The 15665-nt window shown below is 61.9% G+C and carries 17 protein-coding genes; 9 read left to right on the plus strand and 8 right to left on the minus strand.

Going from position 1 to position 15665, the window contains the following annotated elements; all coding sequences use genetic code 11:
• Positions 1 to 8 precede the first annotated feature (8 nt).
• Positions 9 to 578, plus strand: a complete 570-nt coding sequence (locus AC3IR3_RS11570; protein WP_489192243.1) for a relaxation protein — start codon at positions 9 to 11, stop codon at positions 576 to 578.
• A gap of 107 nt (positions 579 to 685) precedes the next feature.
• Here the strand turns inward: AC3IR3_RS11570 and AC3IR3_RS11575 are convergent, their stop codons facing one another.
• Together AC3IR3_RS11575 and AC3IR3_RS11580 are read right to left on the minus strand one after the other, a co-directional pair.
• Positions 686 to 877 carry a hypothetical protein gene (locus AC3IR3_RS11575; RefSeq protein WP_489192245.1) on the minus strand — a complete coding sequence of 64 codons (192 nt, stop codon included), beginning with the start codon at positions 875 to 877 and terminating at the stop codon, positions 686 to 688.
• A 19-nt stretch (positions 878 to 896) separates the two neighbouring features.
• Positions 897 to 1241, minus strand: coding sequence for a hypothetical protein (locus AC3IR3_RS11580; RefSeq protein WP_489192247.1), 345 nt, complete (start codon positions 1239 to 1241; stop codon positions 897 to 899).
• A 435-nt stretch (positions 1242 to 1676) separates the two neighbouring features.
• On the opposite strand from AC3IR3_RS11580, the gene AC3IR3_RS11585 reads away from it, so the two are divergent.
• From AC3IR3_RS11585 to AC3IR3_RS11605, 5 genes are all read left to right on the plus strand, one after another.
• Positions 1677 to 2609 carry an alpha/beta fold hydrolase gene (locus tag AC3IR3_RS11585; protein ID WP_489192248.1) on the plus strand — a complete coding sequence of 311 codons (933 nt, stop codon included), beginning with the start codon at positions 1677 to 1679 and terminating at the stop codon, positions 2607 to 2609.
• 35 nt (positions 2610 to 2644) lie between these two features.
• Positions 2645 to 3460, plus strand: coding sequence for a creatininase family protein (locus tag AC3IR3_RS11590; RefSeq protein ID WP_489192250.1), 816 nt, complete (start codon positions 2645 to 2647; stop codon positions 3458 to 3460).
• 62 nt (positions 3461 to 3522) lie between these two features.
• A complete protein-coding gene (locus tag AC3IR3_RS11595; protein ID WP_489192252.1) occupies positions 3523 to 4731 on the plus strand; it encodes a YncE family protein in 1209 nt (402 codons plus the stop codon).
• A gap of 75 nt (positions 4732 to 4806) precedes the next feature.
• Positions 4807 to 5187: a nuclear transport factor 2 family protein gene (locus AC3IR3_RS11600; RefSeq protein ID WP_489192254.1), complete on the plus strand. Its 381-nt coding sequence runs from the start codon at positions 4807 to 4809 to the stop codon at positions 5185 to 5187.
• A 94-nt stretch (positions 5188 to 5281) separates the two neighbouring features.
• The gene (locus AC3IR3_RS11605; protein ID WP_489192255.1) at positions 5282 to 6205 is read left to right on the plus strand and encodes an alpha/beta fold hydrolase; all 924 of its coding nucleotides are present in this window, start codon (positions 5282 to 5284) and stop codon (positions 6203 to 6205) included.
• Positions 6206 to 6274: 69 nt separating this feature from the next.
• Here AC3IR3_RS11605 and pssA read toward each other — a convergent pair whose 3' ends face one another.
• From pssA to AC3IR3_RS11620, 3 genes are all read right to left on the minus strand, one after another.
• Positions 6275 to 6892: a CDP-diacylglycerol--serine O-phosphatidyltransferase gene (pssA, locus tag AC3IR3_RS11610; protein ID WP_489192257.1), complete on the minus strand. Its 618-nt coding sequence runs from the start codon at positions 6890 to 6892 to the stop codon at positions 6275 to 6277.
• 72 nt (positions 6893 to 6964) lie between these two features.
• A complete protein-coding gene (locus AC3IR3_RS11615) occupies positions 6965 to 7525 on the minus strand; it encodes a GNAT family N-acetyltransferase (RefSeq protein ID WP_489192258.1) in 561 nt (186 codons plus the stop codon).
• 66 nt (positions 7526 to 7591) lie between these two features.
• Complete coding sequence (locus AC3IR3_RS11620; protein ID WP_489192260.1) at positions 7592 to 8779, minus strand: threonine aldolase family protein; 1188 nt, start codon at positions 8777 to 8779, stop codon at positions 7592 to 7594.
• Between the two features lie 229 nt (positions 8780 to 9008).
• Here AC3IR3_RS11620 and AC3IR3_RS11625 point away from each other — a divergent pair, with 229 nt between their 5' ends.
• Together AC3IR3_RS11625 and AC3IR3_RS11630 are read left to right on the plus strand one after the other, a co-directional pair.
• Positions 9009 to 10994, plus strand: coding sequence for a S1 family peptidase (locus AC3IR3_RS11625; protein WP_489192262.1), 1986 nt, complete (start codon positions 9009 to 9011; stop codon positions 10992 to 10994).
• 154 nt (positions 10995 to 11148) lie between these two features.
• Positions 11149 to 11517: a peptidase C13 gene (locus tag AC3IR3_RS11630; RefSeq protein WP_489192264.1), complete on the plus strand. Its 369-nt coding sequence runs from the start codon at positions 11149 to 11151 to the stop codon at positions 11515 to 11517.
• 5 nt (positions 11518 to 11522) lie between these two features.
• Here the strand turns inward: AC3IR3_RS11630 and AC3IR3_RS11635 are convergent, their stop codons facing one another.
• Positions 11523 to 12098 carry a hydrolase gene (locus AC3IR3_RS11635; RefSeq protein ID WP_489192265.1) on the minus strand — a complete coding sequence of 192 codons (576 nt, stop codon included), beginning with the start codon at positions 12096 to 12098 and terminating at the stop codon, positions 11523 to 11525.
• A 68-nt stretch (positions 12099 to 12166) separates the two neighbouring features.
• Between AC3IR3_RS11635 and AC3IR3_RS11640 the strand changes: the two genes are divergently transcribed.
• Positions 12167 to 12784: a TetR/AcrR family transcriptional regulator gene (locus tag AC3IR3_RS11640; protein ID WP_489192266.1), complete on the plus strand. Its 618-nt coding sequence runs from the start codon at positions 12167 to 12169 to the stop codon at positions 12782 to 12784.
• Positions 12785 to 12822: 38 nt separating this feature from the next.
• On the opposite strand, the gene AC3IR3_RS11645 is transcribed toward AC3IR3_RS11640, so the two are convergent.
• Together AC3IR3_RS11645 and ispG are read right to left on the minus strand one after the other, a co-directional pair.
• Positions 12823 to 13653 carry an aldo/keto reductase gene (locus AC3IR3_RS11645; protein ID WP_489192267.1) on the minus strand — a complete coding sequence of 277 codons (831 nt, stop codon included), beginning with the start codon at positions 13651 to 13653 and terminating at the stop codon, positions 12823 to 12825.
• 724 nt (positions 13654 to 14377) lie between these two features.
• The gene (gene ispG / locus AC3IR3_RS11650; protein ID WP_132144903.1) at positions 14378 to 15637 is read right to left on the minus strand and encodes a flavodoxin-dependent (E)-4-hydroxy-3-methylbut-2-enyl-diphosphate synthase; all 1260 of its coding nucleotides are present in this window, start codon (positions 15635 to 15637) and stop codon (positions 14378 to 14380) included.
• Positions 15638 to 15665: the final 28 nt, after the last annotated feature.

The raw sequence follows: 15665 nt of genomic DNA on the forward strand, positions 1-15665 counted from the left end.
CATAAGTGATGCAACAGGACCATATCGAAGGGGTCGTAAAGAAGGCCGGTGCGCTCATGGAATCGTTCGAGCGACGATGCGCGGATGCGAGTGCGCGACATGCCGCCACGACGGACCGGCTTCAGTCGGCCGTCGAGGCCATCCATGGGGTGGTTCAACGGTCGAGCGAGCAGATGCTTGGAGGCATTGCCAGCATGGTCACCGACAAGGTGAGCAGCGGTCTCGATGCGGCGATGGACGATTACAAGACAAGAATGAAAGAAGGCGGCGACCAGTTTCGCGACCGGGTGAATGCCTTGACGGAGCAGATGGGGCAGTTGGAACGGTTGTCCCGTCATCTGATGTGGAAACTCGCGATCACCGTCGGCGGTGCCCTGCTAGTGATCGTGGTCGGCGGTGGCGCGGTTCTCTGGCATTACGGCGGACAAATGCGGCAGCACAAGATATCGGCCGAACTGATGCGTGCCTATAATCAGGCCGATGTGAATCTGTGTGATGGCAGGCTATGTGCGAACGTCGAGTCGCGCGGGAAGAAGTTTGGCGACAAGGGGCAGTACATGGTGGTCAAGCCGCGTTAAATCTTTGGACTTGCCCAGCTCCAGTAGATACTTTGACCCTATGATTCCGCTTCCAACCCAGTACGGCCATTACACGCCATTACCCAACTGGCCTCCGGATCTTTTCGTCAGCGCAACGCGTGGTAGGCGTCGCCACTGAATTCGCACGCACCACGCACGGCCGTCATAACGGTGTCCGTTCCATCGGGTATTTCGCCATGGGTGGTAATGAACGCGCTCCCAAGCTTGTGAAAGAATGTGTAGAGCGAAATGCCTTGGGGATCATCTTCGACCAAAGCGGCGAACATATCCTTGTTCACGGAGACGATCCGAGCTTCTTTAACCGAAGGTGGAATCATATCCATCCCTTTTTTTGACATCCGCGCGAATCTTCTGGGTTGCTGCGGACTCGTTCCACACGATAGTCATCGTGCGGCGCGAAGCCGAATCCACCACGATGGTTAGAGTGTTGTCAAAGCTGTCGTCCTTAGGGCCGACGATATGCGGCTCCGGCGCCTTTTCGTTGTTTATCCTTGCATGTAAGCGCTCCCAAAACGGCACGCCGTAATGCAGCGTCGAGCCCTTCAGGTCGTGGCATGTGATGGTCAATATCGGGCTCGCGGACGCTCCGACGGGCAGACAAATGTATATCGCCATCCCGACTATCATGGTAATTCGATTCATTCCCCGCCCCTCAAAGGCCGCCTGTGCGGCTACCGTAACGGCAACTTACCGCAAGTTTGGAACATGGACCAATGCAAAGGGCTACTGATGGTCCGCTTTTGATCTACAGCGGCTCTTCCGGATGGTCCGGTTTGGGCAACACCAGCATGTGCCAAGTATCAGCATGTTTTCACGACGGTGCCGGAACGCTGTTCAGCCATCACCGGAATCCGCAACAACAGCTACGAATACGACGGCACGTCCGATGGACCGCTGCCGACCAATCGCTAAACACGCCTCGGAAAGATCCGCAACGACGATCTGCGTGAGCCCTGACCTCATGTTCTACGATTACGATGTCGCGGATGCCTATAATCTGCTGCCCCTGTGCACCGAAGACAGGGGCAATGGCCGTAATATGCTCGGAACAGAACCGCTGAAGCCCCGGGGTAAAACGTGAAGAACCATTCGGCACATGTCCTTCTGGCGACCTGTTTTTCCGGTTGTCTCGCGTTGAGCTCAAGCGGCGCGCTCGGGCAGACCGCGGCTCACGCTCCCACGGCCAGGACCGCTCTGGTATCCGCTCCCCGGGGCGGCGACCGTGCCTCCATGGAAACCATGCAGATTCCCAGCCATGGAACCCTCCTGAATGCGCTGGTCTATGTCGCGGCGGGCGCCGGGCCGCATCCGACCGTGATCCTGTTGCATGGCTTCCCCGGCAATGAACGCAATCTGGACCTCGCCCAGGATATGCGCCGGGCAGGCTGGAACGTTCTTTACTTCAATTACCGCGGGTCGTGGGGCACGCCGGGAGATTTTTCGTTCTCCCACGGCATAGAAGATACGGCGGCGGCACTGGCCTACCTGCGGCAACCGGCCGTGGCACGTCAGCTGCGAGTGGACCCCGCGCGCATTGTCCTGATCGGGCACAGCATGGGCGGCTTCATGACCGTGCAGGCCGCGGCGGCGGACCCCGCCATCAAAGCCTTCGCGACGATCTCGGCCGCCGATCTGGGAGAAGCCTTTCAGCAATTGCTGAGCAAGGACAAGGAACAGACCGCCGTACAGAAAATGAGCGAAGGGCTTGCCCACGAAGGCATGGCGCCTCTGAGCGGGTGTACGCCGGACGGGCTGGCCCACGAGCTTGCCGATCACGCCGCCACATGGACCTTCCACTCGAAGGTCGAGGCGCTGAAACAACGAACGGCGCTGATCGTCACCTCCGACGATGGCCTGGCAAAGCCAAGCGAAGCCTTCGCTGCCGATCTGGGCAAGGCCGGAGATGCCCAGGTAACGGCCGTGCATCTGCCCACCGATCACGCCTATTCCGACCAGCGCATCGAACTGTCGCGCGTCGTGCTGAAGTGGCTTGCGGCTCTTCCCAGGTAGTTCCTTAGTATTATTGCCTTCTATAAGGAGCCTTCATGCGCATTCCACTGCGACGAGCTTTCGTTTCTGTCTTTTTTCTCATCGCCACGCAGGCGGTATTTGCGCAAACGCCGAAAACCGTGTTCCTTGACGACCTGACCTGGACCGAGCTGCGCGACCAGATTCAGGCGGGCAAGACCACCATCATCATTCCCATCGGCGCAACGGAGCAAAGCGGCCCGGACGTCGCGCTTGGCAAGCACAACGCGCGAGTGAGGGTGCTTTCGCAACGAATTGCGGAAGGACTGGGCAATGCGCTCGTCGCGCCGGTCATAGCCTATGTGCCCGAGGGAAGCTACGCACCGCCGACATCCCATATGCGATTTCCCGGCACCATCACCGTGCCGGACGACGTGTTCGAAAAAACGCTGGAGTCGGCGGCGAACAGCTTTAAAATCCACGGATTCAGGAACATCGTCTTTCTGGGCGATCACGGCGGTTACCAGAACGATATAAGGCAAGCCGTCGCCCGGCTCAACAAGACATGGTCCGGTTCGACTGCGCGGGCATTCGTCCCGCCGGAGTATTACGCTACCAGTTCGGACGGGTACTCGGAAATCCTGCGTAAGCACGGCTACCGCGATACCGAGATCGGCACACACGCGGGGCTCGCGGACACCTCGTTGCAGCTTGCGGTGGCACCGCAGATGGTCCGGCAGGATCGACTGCGAAGCGGTCCGAAGCTCGGGTCTGCCGACGGGATCTACGGCGGCGACCCGCGTCGCTCGACAGCCGAACTCGGTCAGTTGGGCGTCGAGGCGATCGTGTCGCGAACCATCGATGCCATCAAGAAGGAGACGGCGGGTCGCTAATGAATTCGCCGGTGCGTTGATTCTCTCCACAGTTACCACTCCCCCTCGATTAGGGAAATGCCATGTATTTGTGTTCTCGTCGTTTGTCGCGCCTCGCATTGTCTGCCGGTGTCGCGTTGGCTGGCTTGTCCGGCGCCGGCGTTGCATCCGCCGCGTCGGCTATCGCCACGGTGCCCGGCATGCCGCCCGTGGTGAATGCCAAAAACCTGTACAGCGAAGCGGGTGCAGGCCATTTCAGTCCGGCGGTGGCGGGTGCGTTGTCGCGGGTTTATGTGCCGAATCTGCGTTCGAACGACGTCTATGTTATCGATCCGGCAACGCTCAAGGTGGTCGACCGCTTCAAGGTCGGCTTTAGCCCGCAACACGTCGTCCCTTCATGGGATCTGCAGACGCTGTGGGTGGCCAACAACGCGGAAGGCCGGCCCAACGGAAGCCTGACGCCGATCGACCCGAAGACCGGGAAGCCAGGCCAGGAGGTCATGGTCGACGATCCCTACAACATGTACTTCACGCCGGACGGCAAGGAAGCGATCGTGGTAGCGGAAGCGCATGCACGGCTGGACTTTCGCGATTCGCATACGATGGCTCTGAAATCGAGCCTTCCCGTCCCGGAGTGCAAGGGCATCAATCACGCCGATTTCTCGATCGATGGCAAGTACGCGCTCTTCACGTGCGAATTCGGCGGGAGCCTGGCGAAGGTCGATCTCGTCAACCGCACCGTCGTGGGCTACCTTCCGCTCAATAAGAAGGGTATGCCGCAGGACGTCCGTGTCTCCCCGGACGGCAAGGTATTTTACGTCGCCGACATGATGGCCGATGGTGTTTTCGTGGTCGACGGCGACAGCTTCACGAAGATCGGTTTCATCCCGACCGGCATCGGTACGCATGGCCTGTACCCGAGCCGGGACGGCACGCGACTGTATGTCGCCAACCGCGGTTCCAATCGCATACATGGACCGAGCCAAAGCCGTACCCATAGCCACGGCCATGGTAAGAGCCATGCCAAGGGCAGTGTGTCGGTGATCGACTTCGCCACCCGCAAGGTCCTGGTGACCTGGCCCATTCCGGGCGGCGGCAGCCCCGACATGGGCAATGTCAGCGCGGATGGCAAAATGTTGTGGTTGTCCGGCCGCATGGACGACGTCGTCTATGCGATCGATACGACGACCGGTGCGGTCAAATCCATTCCTGTCGGCATGGAACCGCACGGTCTTACCGTCTGGCCGCAACCGGGCCGTTACTCGCTGGGCCACACGGGAAATATGCGCTGATCCCATCGCATCCACGCGTCCGGCAGGCCCGTCCTGCCGGACGTTGCCCTTCCTCATTCCCGGCGGCGAAAAACCATGCCCACCTCAGAGACACTAGAACGATTTATCGCACGCGTTGAAGAGAATGCGCATGCCGAGGCTTGCGAGGAGTTCTATACCGTCGATTCGTCGATGCAAGAAAACCAGTCGCCGCCGAGAATCGGACGAGAGGCGCACGTGGCAAACGAGCGAAGCGTCATGGCCCGAGCCAGGTCCCTCACGTCCCGCTGCGTTCGTCCCGTGTTCGTCAGCGGCGACAACGTCGTCATCCGCTGGATTTTCCATTTCGAATGGATGGACGGAACGGTCACCCACATGGAGGAGCTGGCCTATCAACGCTGGGAAGGCGAACGCATTGCCGAAGAGACTTTTTTCTATGACCCGGCCCAGCGCATACCAACGAAGAATCACGCCTAGCCGCAGCGGTCGAACCAACGCATTGGGCTGCCGCACGCGGGACTGAACGCACCACGCGCTGCCATATACTGAGCGATAGTTCGAGAGAACAATCATGATTGCCACGTTTATAGATAGCTTGTTGGCGCGCATGTCGGCGAAGCGGCACACGAGTCCTCCTGCCGACTCCAACATCCGATACATCGACACGCCGGTTGGCACGGTGCGCGTTTACGACTCCGGCTCGACCATGCCATGCGTGGCGATGGTTCCCGATGGCCCCAACGTCATCGAGCACTACGAAGCACTGATCCATCTGCTTTCGAAAACACTGCGCGTGGTGTGTTTCGACATGCCCGGCTTTGGCCATTCCCCACCGCGGCATACTTACAGGCACTCGCTGGATCACGGTGCGCAAGCGGTCCTTGGCGTGCTCGATGGCCTTGGCATCGATAAAGCCACTCTCGCATTCAGCTGTGCCAACGGCTTCTACGCCCTGCGAACCGCGAGGATGGCACCAGGGCGCATCGTCAATCTGGTCCTTTCGCAGACGCCATCGCTTACGGCCATGCACGCCTGGACAACCCGGGTCATACCGGGACCGTTGCGTGTTCCCGTCGTGGGACAAATAGCGGCGTGGATCTTCCGAAAGAAAGCCGCCGCCAGCTGGTACGGGGTCGCGTTACCTCAAACGACGGACCCGCGGCCCTTACGGAAAAAGTCGCTCGACGCGCTTTCCGATGGCGCATGCTTTTGTCTGGCCGGCGTCGTTCAGGGGCTGGCGAAAGAAGAGATGGCATCGTTATGTGGAGTCACCGTGCCGTGCACGATGATATGGGGTGAGAAAGATCGCTCTCACCAGCACACCGATCCCGGCTCCCTGCACGAGTGTGTCCCGCACGCCGATATCGTGCGCTTTCAGGATTGCGGGCACTTTCCGGACATCGAGCAGCCCGAACGATTTGCCGAAATCCTCATGAATCGAATCGCCGCTACCGAATATCCGGCATTTGCGGCACGTCGCGATCGGCCCGCATAGGCTTCAGGACATCGAAGAGGGTGTATCGCGCCCGGAATGCGGGGCGCGATCGGTGGCCTACGAGCCTCGCTAGAGTTTCGGAATCCTGATGCGGCTGACCATGAGCGCACCCGATACGGCAAACGTCAGCACGAGGGGATGCAGCTCCAGTACACCGATCTGCCACTTACCCAGCCACAGTCGTTCGCCAAGCGCGCCATACCATGCCGCGACAGCCAGCATGGCGACGAGTATCAGGGTCGTCGGTATCGGCGTGCCCTCGAAGTACTTCACCTTGTCGCCGCCAGCCGAGAGTTCCTCGGCGGTAACGTTGTACCGGGCCAGCCGCGATACGCCGCATGCAACGAAGGTGACCAGTACCACCCGGTCCAGCGAGCCCTGCATGCCGCAACCGTATGCGATCGCCGCGGGAAGGACGCCAAACGAGACGACGTCCGCGAGCGAGTCCAGCTCGCGCCCCATCGCGGAGCTCTTCTGCCGCCAACGGGCGATGCGACCATCGAGTACGTCGAACGTCAGCGCGACGACGACAAGGCCGCAGGCAAGATAGATATGCCAGGTATCCCCGTATTGCAGATACGACATCATGGAGAAAAGCGCGCTCACGCCGGCCACGGCGTTCCCCAACGTAAACCAGTCGGCCAGATGGAACTCGCGAATCATCGAGAAGGGCCGGGGCTTATGCATGGGTCGGTAACTTATGTGGCTGAAATACCGGCGCATTCTGCCATAGGTCACCCGGCAACGCCCTACGGCGTTCTACCCGCGTACCGCCATCCACTCGCGGGCCAGCAGCGCGAAGATCATGTCGTCGACCCATTCGCCGCGAAAAAAGTAGCTTTCGACATGGTGCGCTTCCTGACGGAAGCCCAGCGACCGGCACAGCGCAACGCTGGCGGTGTTGCGAGGATCGACGGAACCGACCACGCGCCGATAACCCCACTGCCGGAACGCGAGATCGATACCCGCGTGCATGACTTCGCGCGCATAGCCCCTACCTTGTTCCGCAGGCTTCAGCGAAAGACCGAACTCGATCGGGTCGTCCTTGCCTGCCGGGAAATGCACGCCGAAATCGCCGATCAGTTCGCCGGTCCGCCGGCTGCGGATCGCAAGCTGGCACCAGCTATCGGGTTCGCCGAAGAGGTGTAGCGCCTGCTCCGCGATAAAAGCGGTGGCCTCGCTTTCGGTGGCCGGCTTCCAGCCTTGATATCGAGCCACCTCGGGATCGCCACGATACGCGAACAGGTTCGCCGCATCGTCCGGACGGAGCGGGTCGAGGATCAGCCGTTCCGTTTCCATCGCCGCACGCTTGTTTTCCATTCCCGCTCCCCGTGACCCGATCGCCTGTGCGGCCGGGAGCGCAGTATAGAACCGATGGCGGCAACGTCAGCCCGCGAATGCCTTCGCAATGGTGTCCGTATCGCGCCGGAGCAGCGTTTCGTTGAAACCCAGCGCCAGACGTCCGTTCTCGATCTGGTCGATCCGGATGCCCAGCTTGTCCAGCCGCTCTTCGAGACCTTTCTGCCGCTCGGCCGACACCTCGACGAAATGGATATTGGTGCCGTGTTCGACGCGATGGACCGTGAAGCCTTCCGTCGCGCCCAGTCGATCCAGCAGGCGGTCGCCCGCCTGCCGCACGCGCGCAAAGCGTTGCTCGAATCCGTCCAGCGCATCAAGCGCCAGGAGCGCGGACTGCCAGCCGTGATAGATCGTGCCGCCGAAGACGTGGCGGGTCGCCCGGGCCTGTTCGATCTGCGCCTTCGTGCCGGCGAGAATGGCTCCGAATGGCGCGCCGAGATATTTGTACAGCGACACATAAACCGTGTCGAACAAAGCGCAGTAACGATCGACCGAGAAACCTTCCGCGCCACTGTTGAGCAACAACCGGGCACCGTCCAGATGCATCCCGATGCCCTTCGGGCGGGCGAACGTGGAGATCTCTTTCGCGACCTCGTAAGGCACCATGGCACCGTCGGCACGACGCACCGGGCTTTCCAGGGAAATGGCACCGACGGAAAGCGGATACGCACCCTTCTCGGTCAACGTAACGGCCGCCACGACCTCGTCGAATGTGGGCGATGCCTTGGCCCCACCCACCGTAAGCAGGTTGATATTGCTGAGCGTCGTGACCGCATCGCTTTCGTCGCGGTAGACGTGGCTTTCCTGCTGGACGATCGCGCGCCGGTGTTCGCCGCATAGCAGACGCAGGGCGACCTGGTTGGCCAATGTGCCCGTCGGCATGAAGGCGGCATCTTCCTTACCGAGCAAGGTCGCGAAACGCCGCTCCAGTTCGCCAACGGTACCGTTGGCCAGGTATGCATCGCTGGTCTTCTTACGCTGGGGATCGGAGCCCGTGCGCCGCTGTTCGAGCAACTCGGCCATACGGGCAACGACATCGCGGTTATAGCGCGGCACGTTGTCGCCGAAAAGGAAGATCGAGTGATTGATGCGATCCGGATCACCGGGGAGCTTCGGCGAGGCGGCAAGAGCATAGGCAGGCAACGCCGCCCCCGAGATCAGGCTCGCTGTTACGCCAGTGGCGAGGGACGAGCGGAGAAAATCGCGACGCTTCATACCGTAGATCCTTGGCCTGGAGAAAGCCCGCCACCGGGGCCATCCGACGTTATCAGCGGCAAGGTCTCGGGAATACATGACGAAAGTCATCGTCGATCGTCCTGGCCGACGACCACACTATGGGGCTATCGGAACGTCATGGCCTTGACGTATCTTGGCCTCCTGACTGCGAGTGCCCCGGGGGAGCGTGCGTGGATCCCGGTTATTTTCTTCAAGGCCGAGGAATTGCATGCTTATCCGTCACCGCGTCATGACCCGACTCCTTTTTCTCGTCGCGCTACTTCCCGGCACCCCCGTCCTGGCTGTCAGCCTGGACCCGGCCGTGCTGCCGAAAGTGCAGGCCGCGACTTTCGAAGTCGTGCTGCCGAAGGCCGACGAATCCACGGTCACCTACGAGAAACCGTTGCCGCTGGATCTGTTGCCGTTCCAGTTCCGCAACGACAAATACGTCTCGATCGGCACGGCATTCGCGGTAAGCGACGGCCATTTCGTCACGGCCTTCCACGTATTCGCCGCGGGCATCGATAGCGTGTCCGGCGCCCCCGCGCTGCGCGACTCCGGCGGCCACGTCTATGCCATCGACCAGATCACGCGATTTTCTCCACAGGAAGACTTCGTCGAATTCACCGTACGCGACGCGCCGAAGGTCAAGCCGCTGGCGATCAATCGCAACGCGCCGCTCAACGATGTCGTCTTCGCTGTCGGCAACGCATTGGGAACCGGCGTGGTGATCCGCGACGGCCTGTACACATCCGATACGCCGGAAGAACAGGACGGCCGCTGGAAATGGATGCGTTTTTCCGCTGCCGCATCGCCGGGCAACAGCGGCGGTCCGTTGCTGGACAAGTCGGGCAAGCTTGTCGGTGTCGTGCTGGCGAAGTCCCCCGGCGAAAACCTCAACTACGCATTGCCCATCAATCGCGTACTGGATGCCTCGACGACAAAGGCGGACATCGACCGCCGCGAAAACTACGTCCTCGACATCATGGACGATGCCCAGACCGGTAACTTCCGGGGAAGCATTCCGCTACCCATCGCGTACCCGGACTTCATGGCGACGTACCTGAAGCAGTACAACGCATTCATCGAAGGGCAGCTCAAAGCGCTTCTGGCCAAGAGTGCGGACACCTTGTATCCGCGCGGCGCAGGCTCGCATCGCCTGCTGGTGGACAGCCAGGACATGGATACCTTCCCGTCGATCGTCCGCCGCAGCGCGGGCGGTACGTGGAACCGGGTGGAAGCGGAACATGGCACCGACCGGCTGGCCGACAACGGCTATCTGGAACTCGGCGCCTCCGGCAAGAACATGCTCTTCCACCTGCGCAAACCGGACAGCGTTTCGTCGGCCAGCCTGTACGGCGATCCGAAACTGATGATGGATCTGCTGCTGAAAGGCACGCCGCTCAACCGCGACGTCGGCAACCAGAAGATCAAGATCCTGTCTCTGGGCAAACCCGTCAGCGACGAACTGCATGTCGACCGCTACGGGCGCCGCTGGTATATGCGCGTGTTCGCGCTGCCCTATATGAATGGCATCATCGTAATCGCCGCCCTGCCCGTTCCCGACGGTTATATCGCGATCGCCCGGATGGCATCGGCCAGCGACCGGCACGCGCATTCGATCGATCTGGAAGCCATGACCGACTTCGTCAGCGTGGGATATGGCGGTAGGTTCTCGCAGTGGAAGGAATTCCTGTCGAGCAAAGCACCGCTGCCCGATGCGCTGCGCGATACGACGTTGTCCGTCGACTACGACAAGCGCTTCGACTTCACCTCGAAACCGATCCAGATCCAGTTCGGCCCGAACCTGCAGAAAATCCAGCCGGACAGCAAACTCGTCGTAGCCTTCGCCGTGGTTCCGGACGGCGACAACTACGTCATGCGCGTCGGCGGCGTCGTGGCCGCGGCGGAAGCGGCAAAACGCGACATGGTTCTGGTCAGCCGCTACGCGAAGCCGTTCGACGATTCCGAGGAATCCGACAAGACCGCCTGGCAGCGCATACTCAAACGCGAACATCCGCTGGATCGCGTCCCTTACACCGATAGCGACGTGAGCTTCGTGGGCACGGTCGTCGGCGCTCCGTCGCCTTCACCCGCCACATCGCCCGACCACCTGTATTCCGTCACCATTGCCGTCGAGGGCACGCATCCTCCCACGGCACTAAAAGACAAGCTCAATACGGCGATGAAGGGACTGACGACCGACAACAAGTGATGGCGCGACGAGGGCTTAGCCCAGGTGCCTCGCCGCTGTCGCCCGAGAACGGCTGGATCGCCGCCCAGCGGATCGAAGCATCGGGCGGCATGTTCATCTGACGAATGGGGTGGAGTCCTGCTAACGTGCGCCGACACGACACGGAGCTTCCCCCATGTTTTCGACCCTGCTCGCGCTTGCCACACTTGCCACGCCCGACTTCGCCGACCGCATGCTCGCGGCCAAGAAGCTGGAAGCGACCGCCGATGGCACCGCGTATCAGAAACTCCTGTGGGACAGCATCACCGATCAGATGACCGTGGCGCTGGAAAGCTGCATCGCAAGCAACGCGCCGGCGGACCGTTCGCCGTTCACCGTCGTCGCGAACGTCGGTACGGATGGCAGGGTATCCGGTGTGGCGATAAAGCCGGCGACACCCGTCGCCGGCTGTTTCTCCGGACAATTCGCTACGTGGCTGTTACCGGTACCGCCGAAGCTACCCGCGCCTTATCCGATCGAGATCGACGTCAGCCTGACGCGCTGAGTATCTCAGCGCAGCATGCCGAGCACGGCATCCGTGCTGCGCACACGCCCGATGCGCGGGAAAATATTGGCAACCGCGAACTGGTGATGTTCGCCATTGCCCGAACTCATCGCGTCTTCCGCGAACACGATGCCGTAACCATGCTCCCAGCCCGAGCGGGCCGTGGATTCCACGCCGATATTGGTGGAAATACCGGCCAGCACGACGTTCGCGATACCGCGACGGCGCAGCTGCAAATCCAGCTCCGTACCGTAGAACGCACCCCACTGACGCTTGACGATATCGATGTCCGATGCCGAAGGCTTCAGCGCATCGATGTCGTCCCACCAGTTCGCAGGCAGGCTCGCGGCGGGGTTCGGCTGATCGACCGGCAGCTTCAGCGCGTCGGCGAAATCCGCCGAAAACCCGACGCGCACACGCACGATGGGAGCGCCCAGTTCACGAAAACGGTCGGCAAGGCGCACCGCCCTGGCCACGACCTGATCCCCTGTATACGGCCCCTGCGCGTAAGGCAGTATGCCCTGCTGGAGATCGATGAGAACCAGGGCTGTCGTGCGAGAATCGAGGGTATCGTCGGTCATGGGATAACTCCGCGTGGCTGTACCGATGGAAGATATGTGAGGATTGCCTCACCTTGGAGTTTATGAGCATGTCCTCACAAAAGGCAAGTCCGCAGGTAAAAGCGCCTCGTCGCGAGCGCGGACACGCGCGTGTCGAATCCCTGCTCGAGGCGGCCGGCGAGACATTCGCGGAAAAAGGTTACGAGGCGGCGACCATGACCGCTATCGCAAAGCGGGCGGGCGCTTCGATCGGCTCGCTTTATCAGTTTTTCCCGACCAAGGAACTGATAGCGAAAGCGCTGCTCGACCTGCACATCGATGCGCTGAAGCAGCGCATGCTCACGCTGCGCAACAAAGCGGCGGACGGCATGGAACACGCGGCGCTCGCGCGCGCATTGCTGCGGTTGCTGAAGGATTTTCGCCGGGACTATCCCGGTTTCGTCATGCTGGCGGAAGCGCCGGGTATTCCCCTGGACTACCTGCTGGCCGTGCGCGGTAACAACCGCGCGGCCGTGGCCACGATCCTCGAAGCCCATCTGCCCGACCTGACCGAAGCGCGCGCCCGCGTGGCGGCTTACGTCGTGCTGCAACTGATGAAAACCTATGTCGCACTCGCGGCGGAGCCGGGCATGACCGGACGCACAGCGGTTCTGGCGGAGCTGGAAGCGGTACTGACCGAACAACTGACGCGACTGGCGTCTGAATAAACGTCGGGGCGGGGCATGCGAATACCCCGCCCCGGGGATCAGTCGAGATCATCCGGGTGCGGACCGATGCGGTTGCCCGCGTCCAGACCGTCGATCGAGCGCATCTGTTCCGCACTGAGATCGAAGTCGAAAACCTGGAAGTTTTCGGCGATGCGCTCGGGATTCTGCGACTTCGGAATAACCATGTAACCGCGCTGGATATGCCAGCGAAGCACGACCTGGGCCACGGACTTACCGTGCTGCTTCGCCAGGCCGGCCAGGACCGGGTTCTTCAGCATGTCGCCGCCCTGCCCCAGCGGACTCCACGATTCGGTCACGATGTGATGATCGGCATTGAACGCAGCCACTTCGCGCTGACCGAAGTCCGGATGCAGTTCGATCTGGTTGACGACGGGAACGACGCCGGTCTCCCCGATGATCCGACCGAGCTGCGCCGGCTGGAAATTCGACACGCCTACGGAACGTAGGCGACCCTCTTCGCGCAGACGGATAAAAGCCTTCCACGTCTCGACATAAAGGTCCTTCGACGGTACCGGCCAGTGAATCAGGTACAGGTCGGCGTAGTCGGTGCCCAGCCTTTTCAGACTCGCATCGAAGGCTTTCAGCGTCTTGTCGTAACCCTGGTCGGCATTCCAGAGCTTGGTCGTGAGGTAGATATCCTCGCGCGCCACACCCGACCGGACGATCCCCTCGCCCACGCCGCTTTCGTTTCCGTAGATCGCAGCGGTATCGATCGAGCGGTAACCCGCCTTCAGCGCCGAAGCGACGGCATCTGCCGCCAGCGCGTCGTCGATCTGCCACACACCAAAGCCCAGTTGCGGTGCGCGGCGTCCATCGTTGAGATCCATCATCGGAACGTGTTGGGTCATGCGACGTCTCCTGGTCAAAGTTTAGGATGATGGCGCCACCTGCCGCTCAATCAACCCCGACGGCACATAAAAGGTTCTTCGCGCACGAGGGGACGATCTCGCGCGGCTCGTCGTTCTTTGGTTGAGGACAAGCCGCCTTACACTTCTGCTGTCGGGGAAGCCGCGACCGGGTTGGTCCTTGGGGCCTTCGGCGCCGTCCCTGCGGGAGCGGGCCGTAGCGCCGCTGTCGCTCCAACCACTCATCGCGGCCCTCGGCTAAGGCGGCCCCAAGGACCAACCCGGCCACGGCACCGTCGACTGCGGTTTGCTGGGGGCAGAACGCGAGCTAAGCACGTGAGGGAGCCAGACCGGATGCGATCACCACCCGTCATGCGTCACGCGCTGCTTTCCCCCACCCGACCGCAACCTCCGGAAGAGCCGTCGGCCACCGCCCTCGACGCGACTTGCGCAACCGAGCGCGGCGGGCGGACAAGGCCCGCAGGGGGCGGACCAGGACGGTCCGCCGTTTTCGCTGAGGCAGGAGCCGAATCGAAAACCCCCGCCCGCCGCGCGGGCGCGACGGGGCGCAGCCATTAAAACACCAGCCGCGCAGCGGCTTCTTTTCCCGAGCGACGGTGGAGACGGAGCGTCGAGGGCGGTGGCCGACGGCTCTTCGCGAAGCGTCCGAATGCTACGGCGAAAGCGATGGCAAAGCCGAGCCCTCCGCGAAAAAGCGTGAAGACCCTCAATCACCACGCGATTGATAATGCGTAGACACGTAGTTATCGAGGATAGAAACGAATTCGCTGGCGATATTGTCGCCACGCAGCGTCATGGCCTTCTGCCCATCGATGAACACCGGCGCGGACGGTGCCTCGCCGTTGCCCGGCAACGAAATACCGATGTTCGCGTGCTTCGATTCGCCCGGGCCGTTCACGACGCAGCCCATGACGGCCAGCGTGAGGTTTTCGACGCCGTCGTACTTCACGCGCCATACGGGCATCTGCTCGCGGACGTGGGACTGCACGGTCTTCGCCAGCACCTGGAAGAACTCACTGGTGGTACGTCCGCACCCCGGGCACGCGGTGACCAGCGGCGTGAACGAACGCAGACCCATCGTCTGCAGCAGTTCCTGCGCAACGATGACTTCGCCCGTACGCGACTGGCCCGGTTCGGGAGTCAGCGAAATGCGGATGGTGTCGCCAAGGCCTTCCTGCAGCAGCACGCCCAGCGCGGCACTCGATGCCGTGATGCCCTTCGAGCCCATGCCCGCTTCGGTAAGGCCCAGATGCAGCGCGTAATCCGCGCGCAAGGCCAGATCGCGATAGACCGCGATCAATTCCTGCACACCGGAAACCTTGCAGGAAAGAATGATGCGATCGCGCGCCAGGCCGAGGTCTTCGGCGCGGGCGGCGGAGTCGAGCGCCGAACGGATCAGTGCCTCGCGGACGACATGGCTCGCATCCCATGGGTCGGAACGCAGCGCGTTCTCGTCCATCAGCGTGGCGACCATGCTCTGGTCCAGCGAACCCCAGTTCGCGCCGATGCGCACCGGCTTGCCGTAGCGGATCGCCATCTCGATGATCGAGGCGAATTGCGTGTCCTTCTTCTTGCCGAACCCGACGTTGCCCGGATTGATCCGGTACTTGGCCAGCGCTTCGGCGCAGGCGGGTTCGCCTTCCAGCAACTGGTGACCGTTGTAGTGGAAGTCGCCGATGATCGGCACCGACACGCCCATCATGTCCAGGCGCTCGCGGATGCGCGGCACGGCGGCCGCGGCCGCTGGCGTATTGACCGTGATGCGGACCAGTTCCGACCCCGCGCGCGCGAGCTCGGCAATCTGTTTTGCGGTGGATGCCGGATCTTCGGTGTCCGTATTGGTCATCGATTGCACGACGATCGGTGCGCCGCCGCCGACAAGGACGTTATCGATCAGCACGCCGACGCTGGGTCGACGGGCACCGGCTTCCGCGGGACGTGGCCGGGGGGACTGGGACTGGGTCATGGCGTTGGGGTTTCGAGGTCGGGTCGGC

The sequence above is a fragment of the Luteibacter sp. GL_149 genome (genome assembly GCF_057834065.1).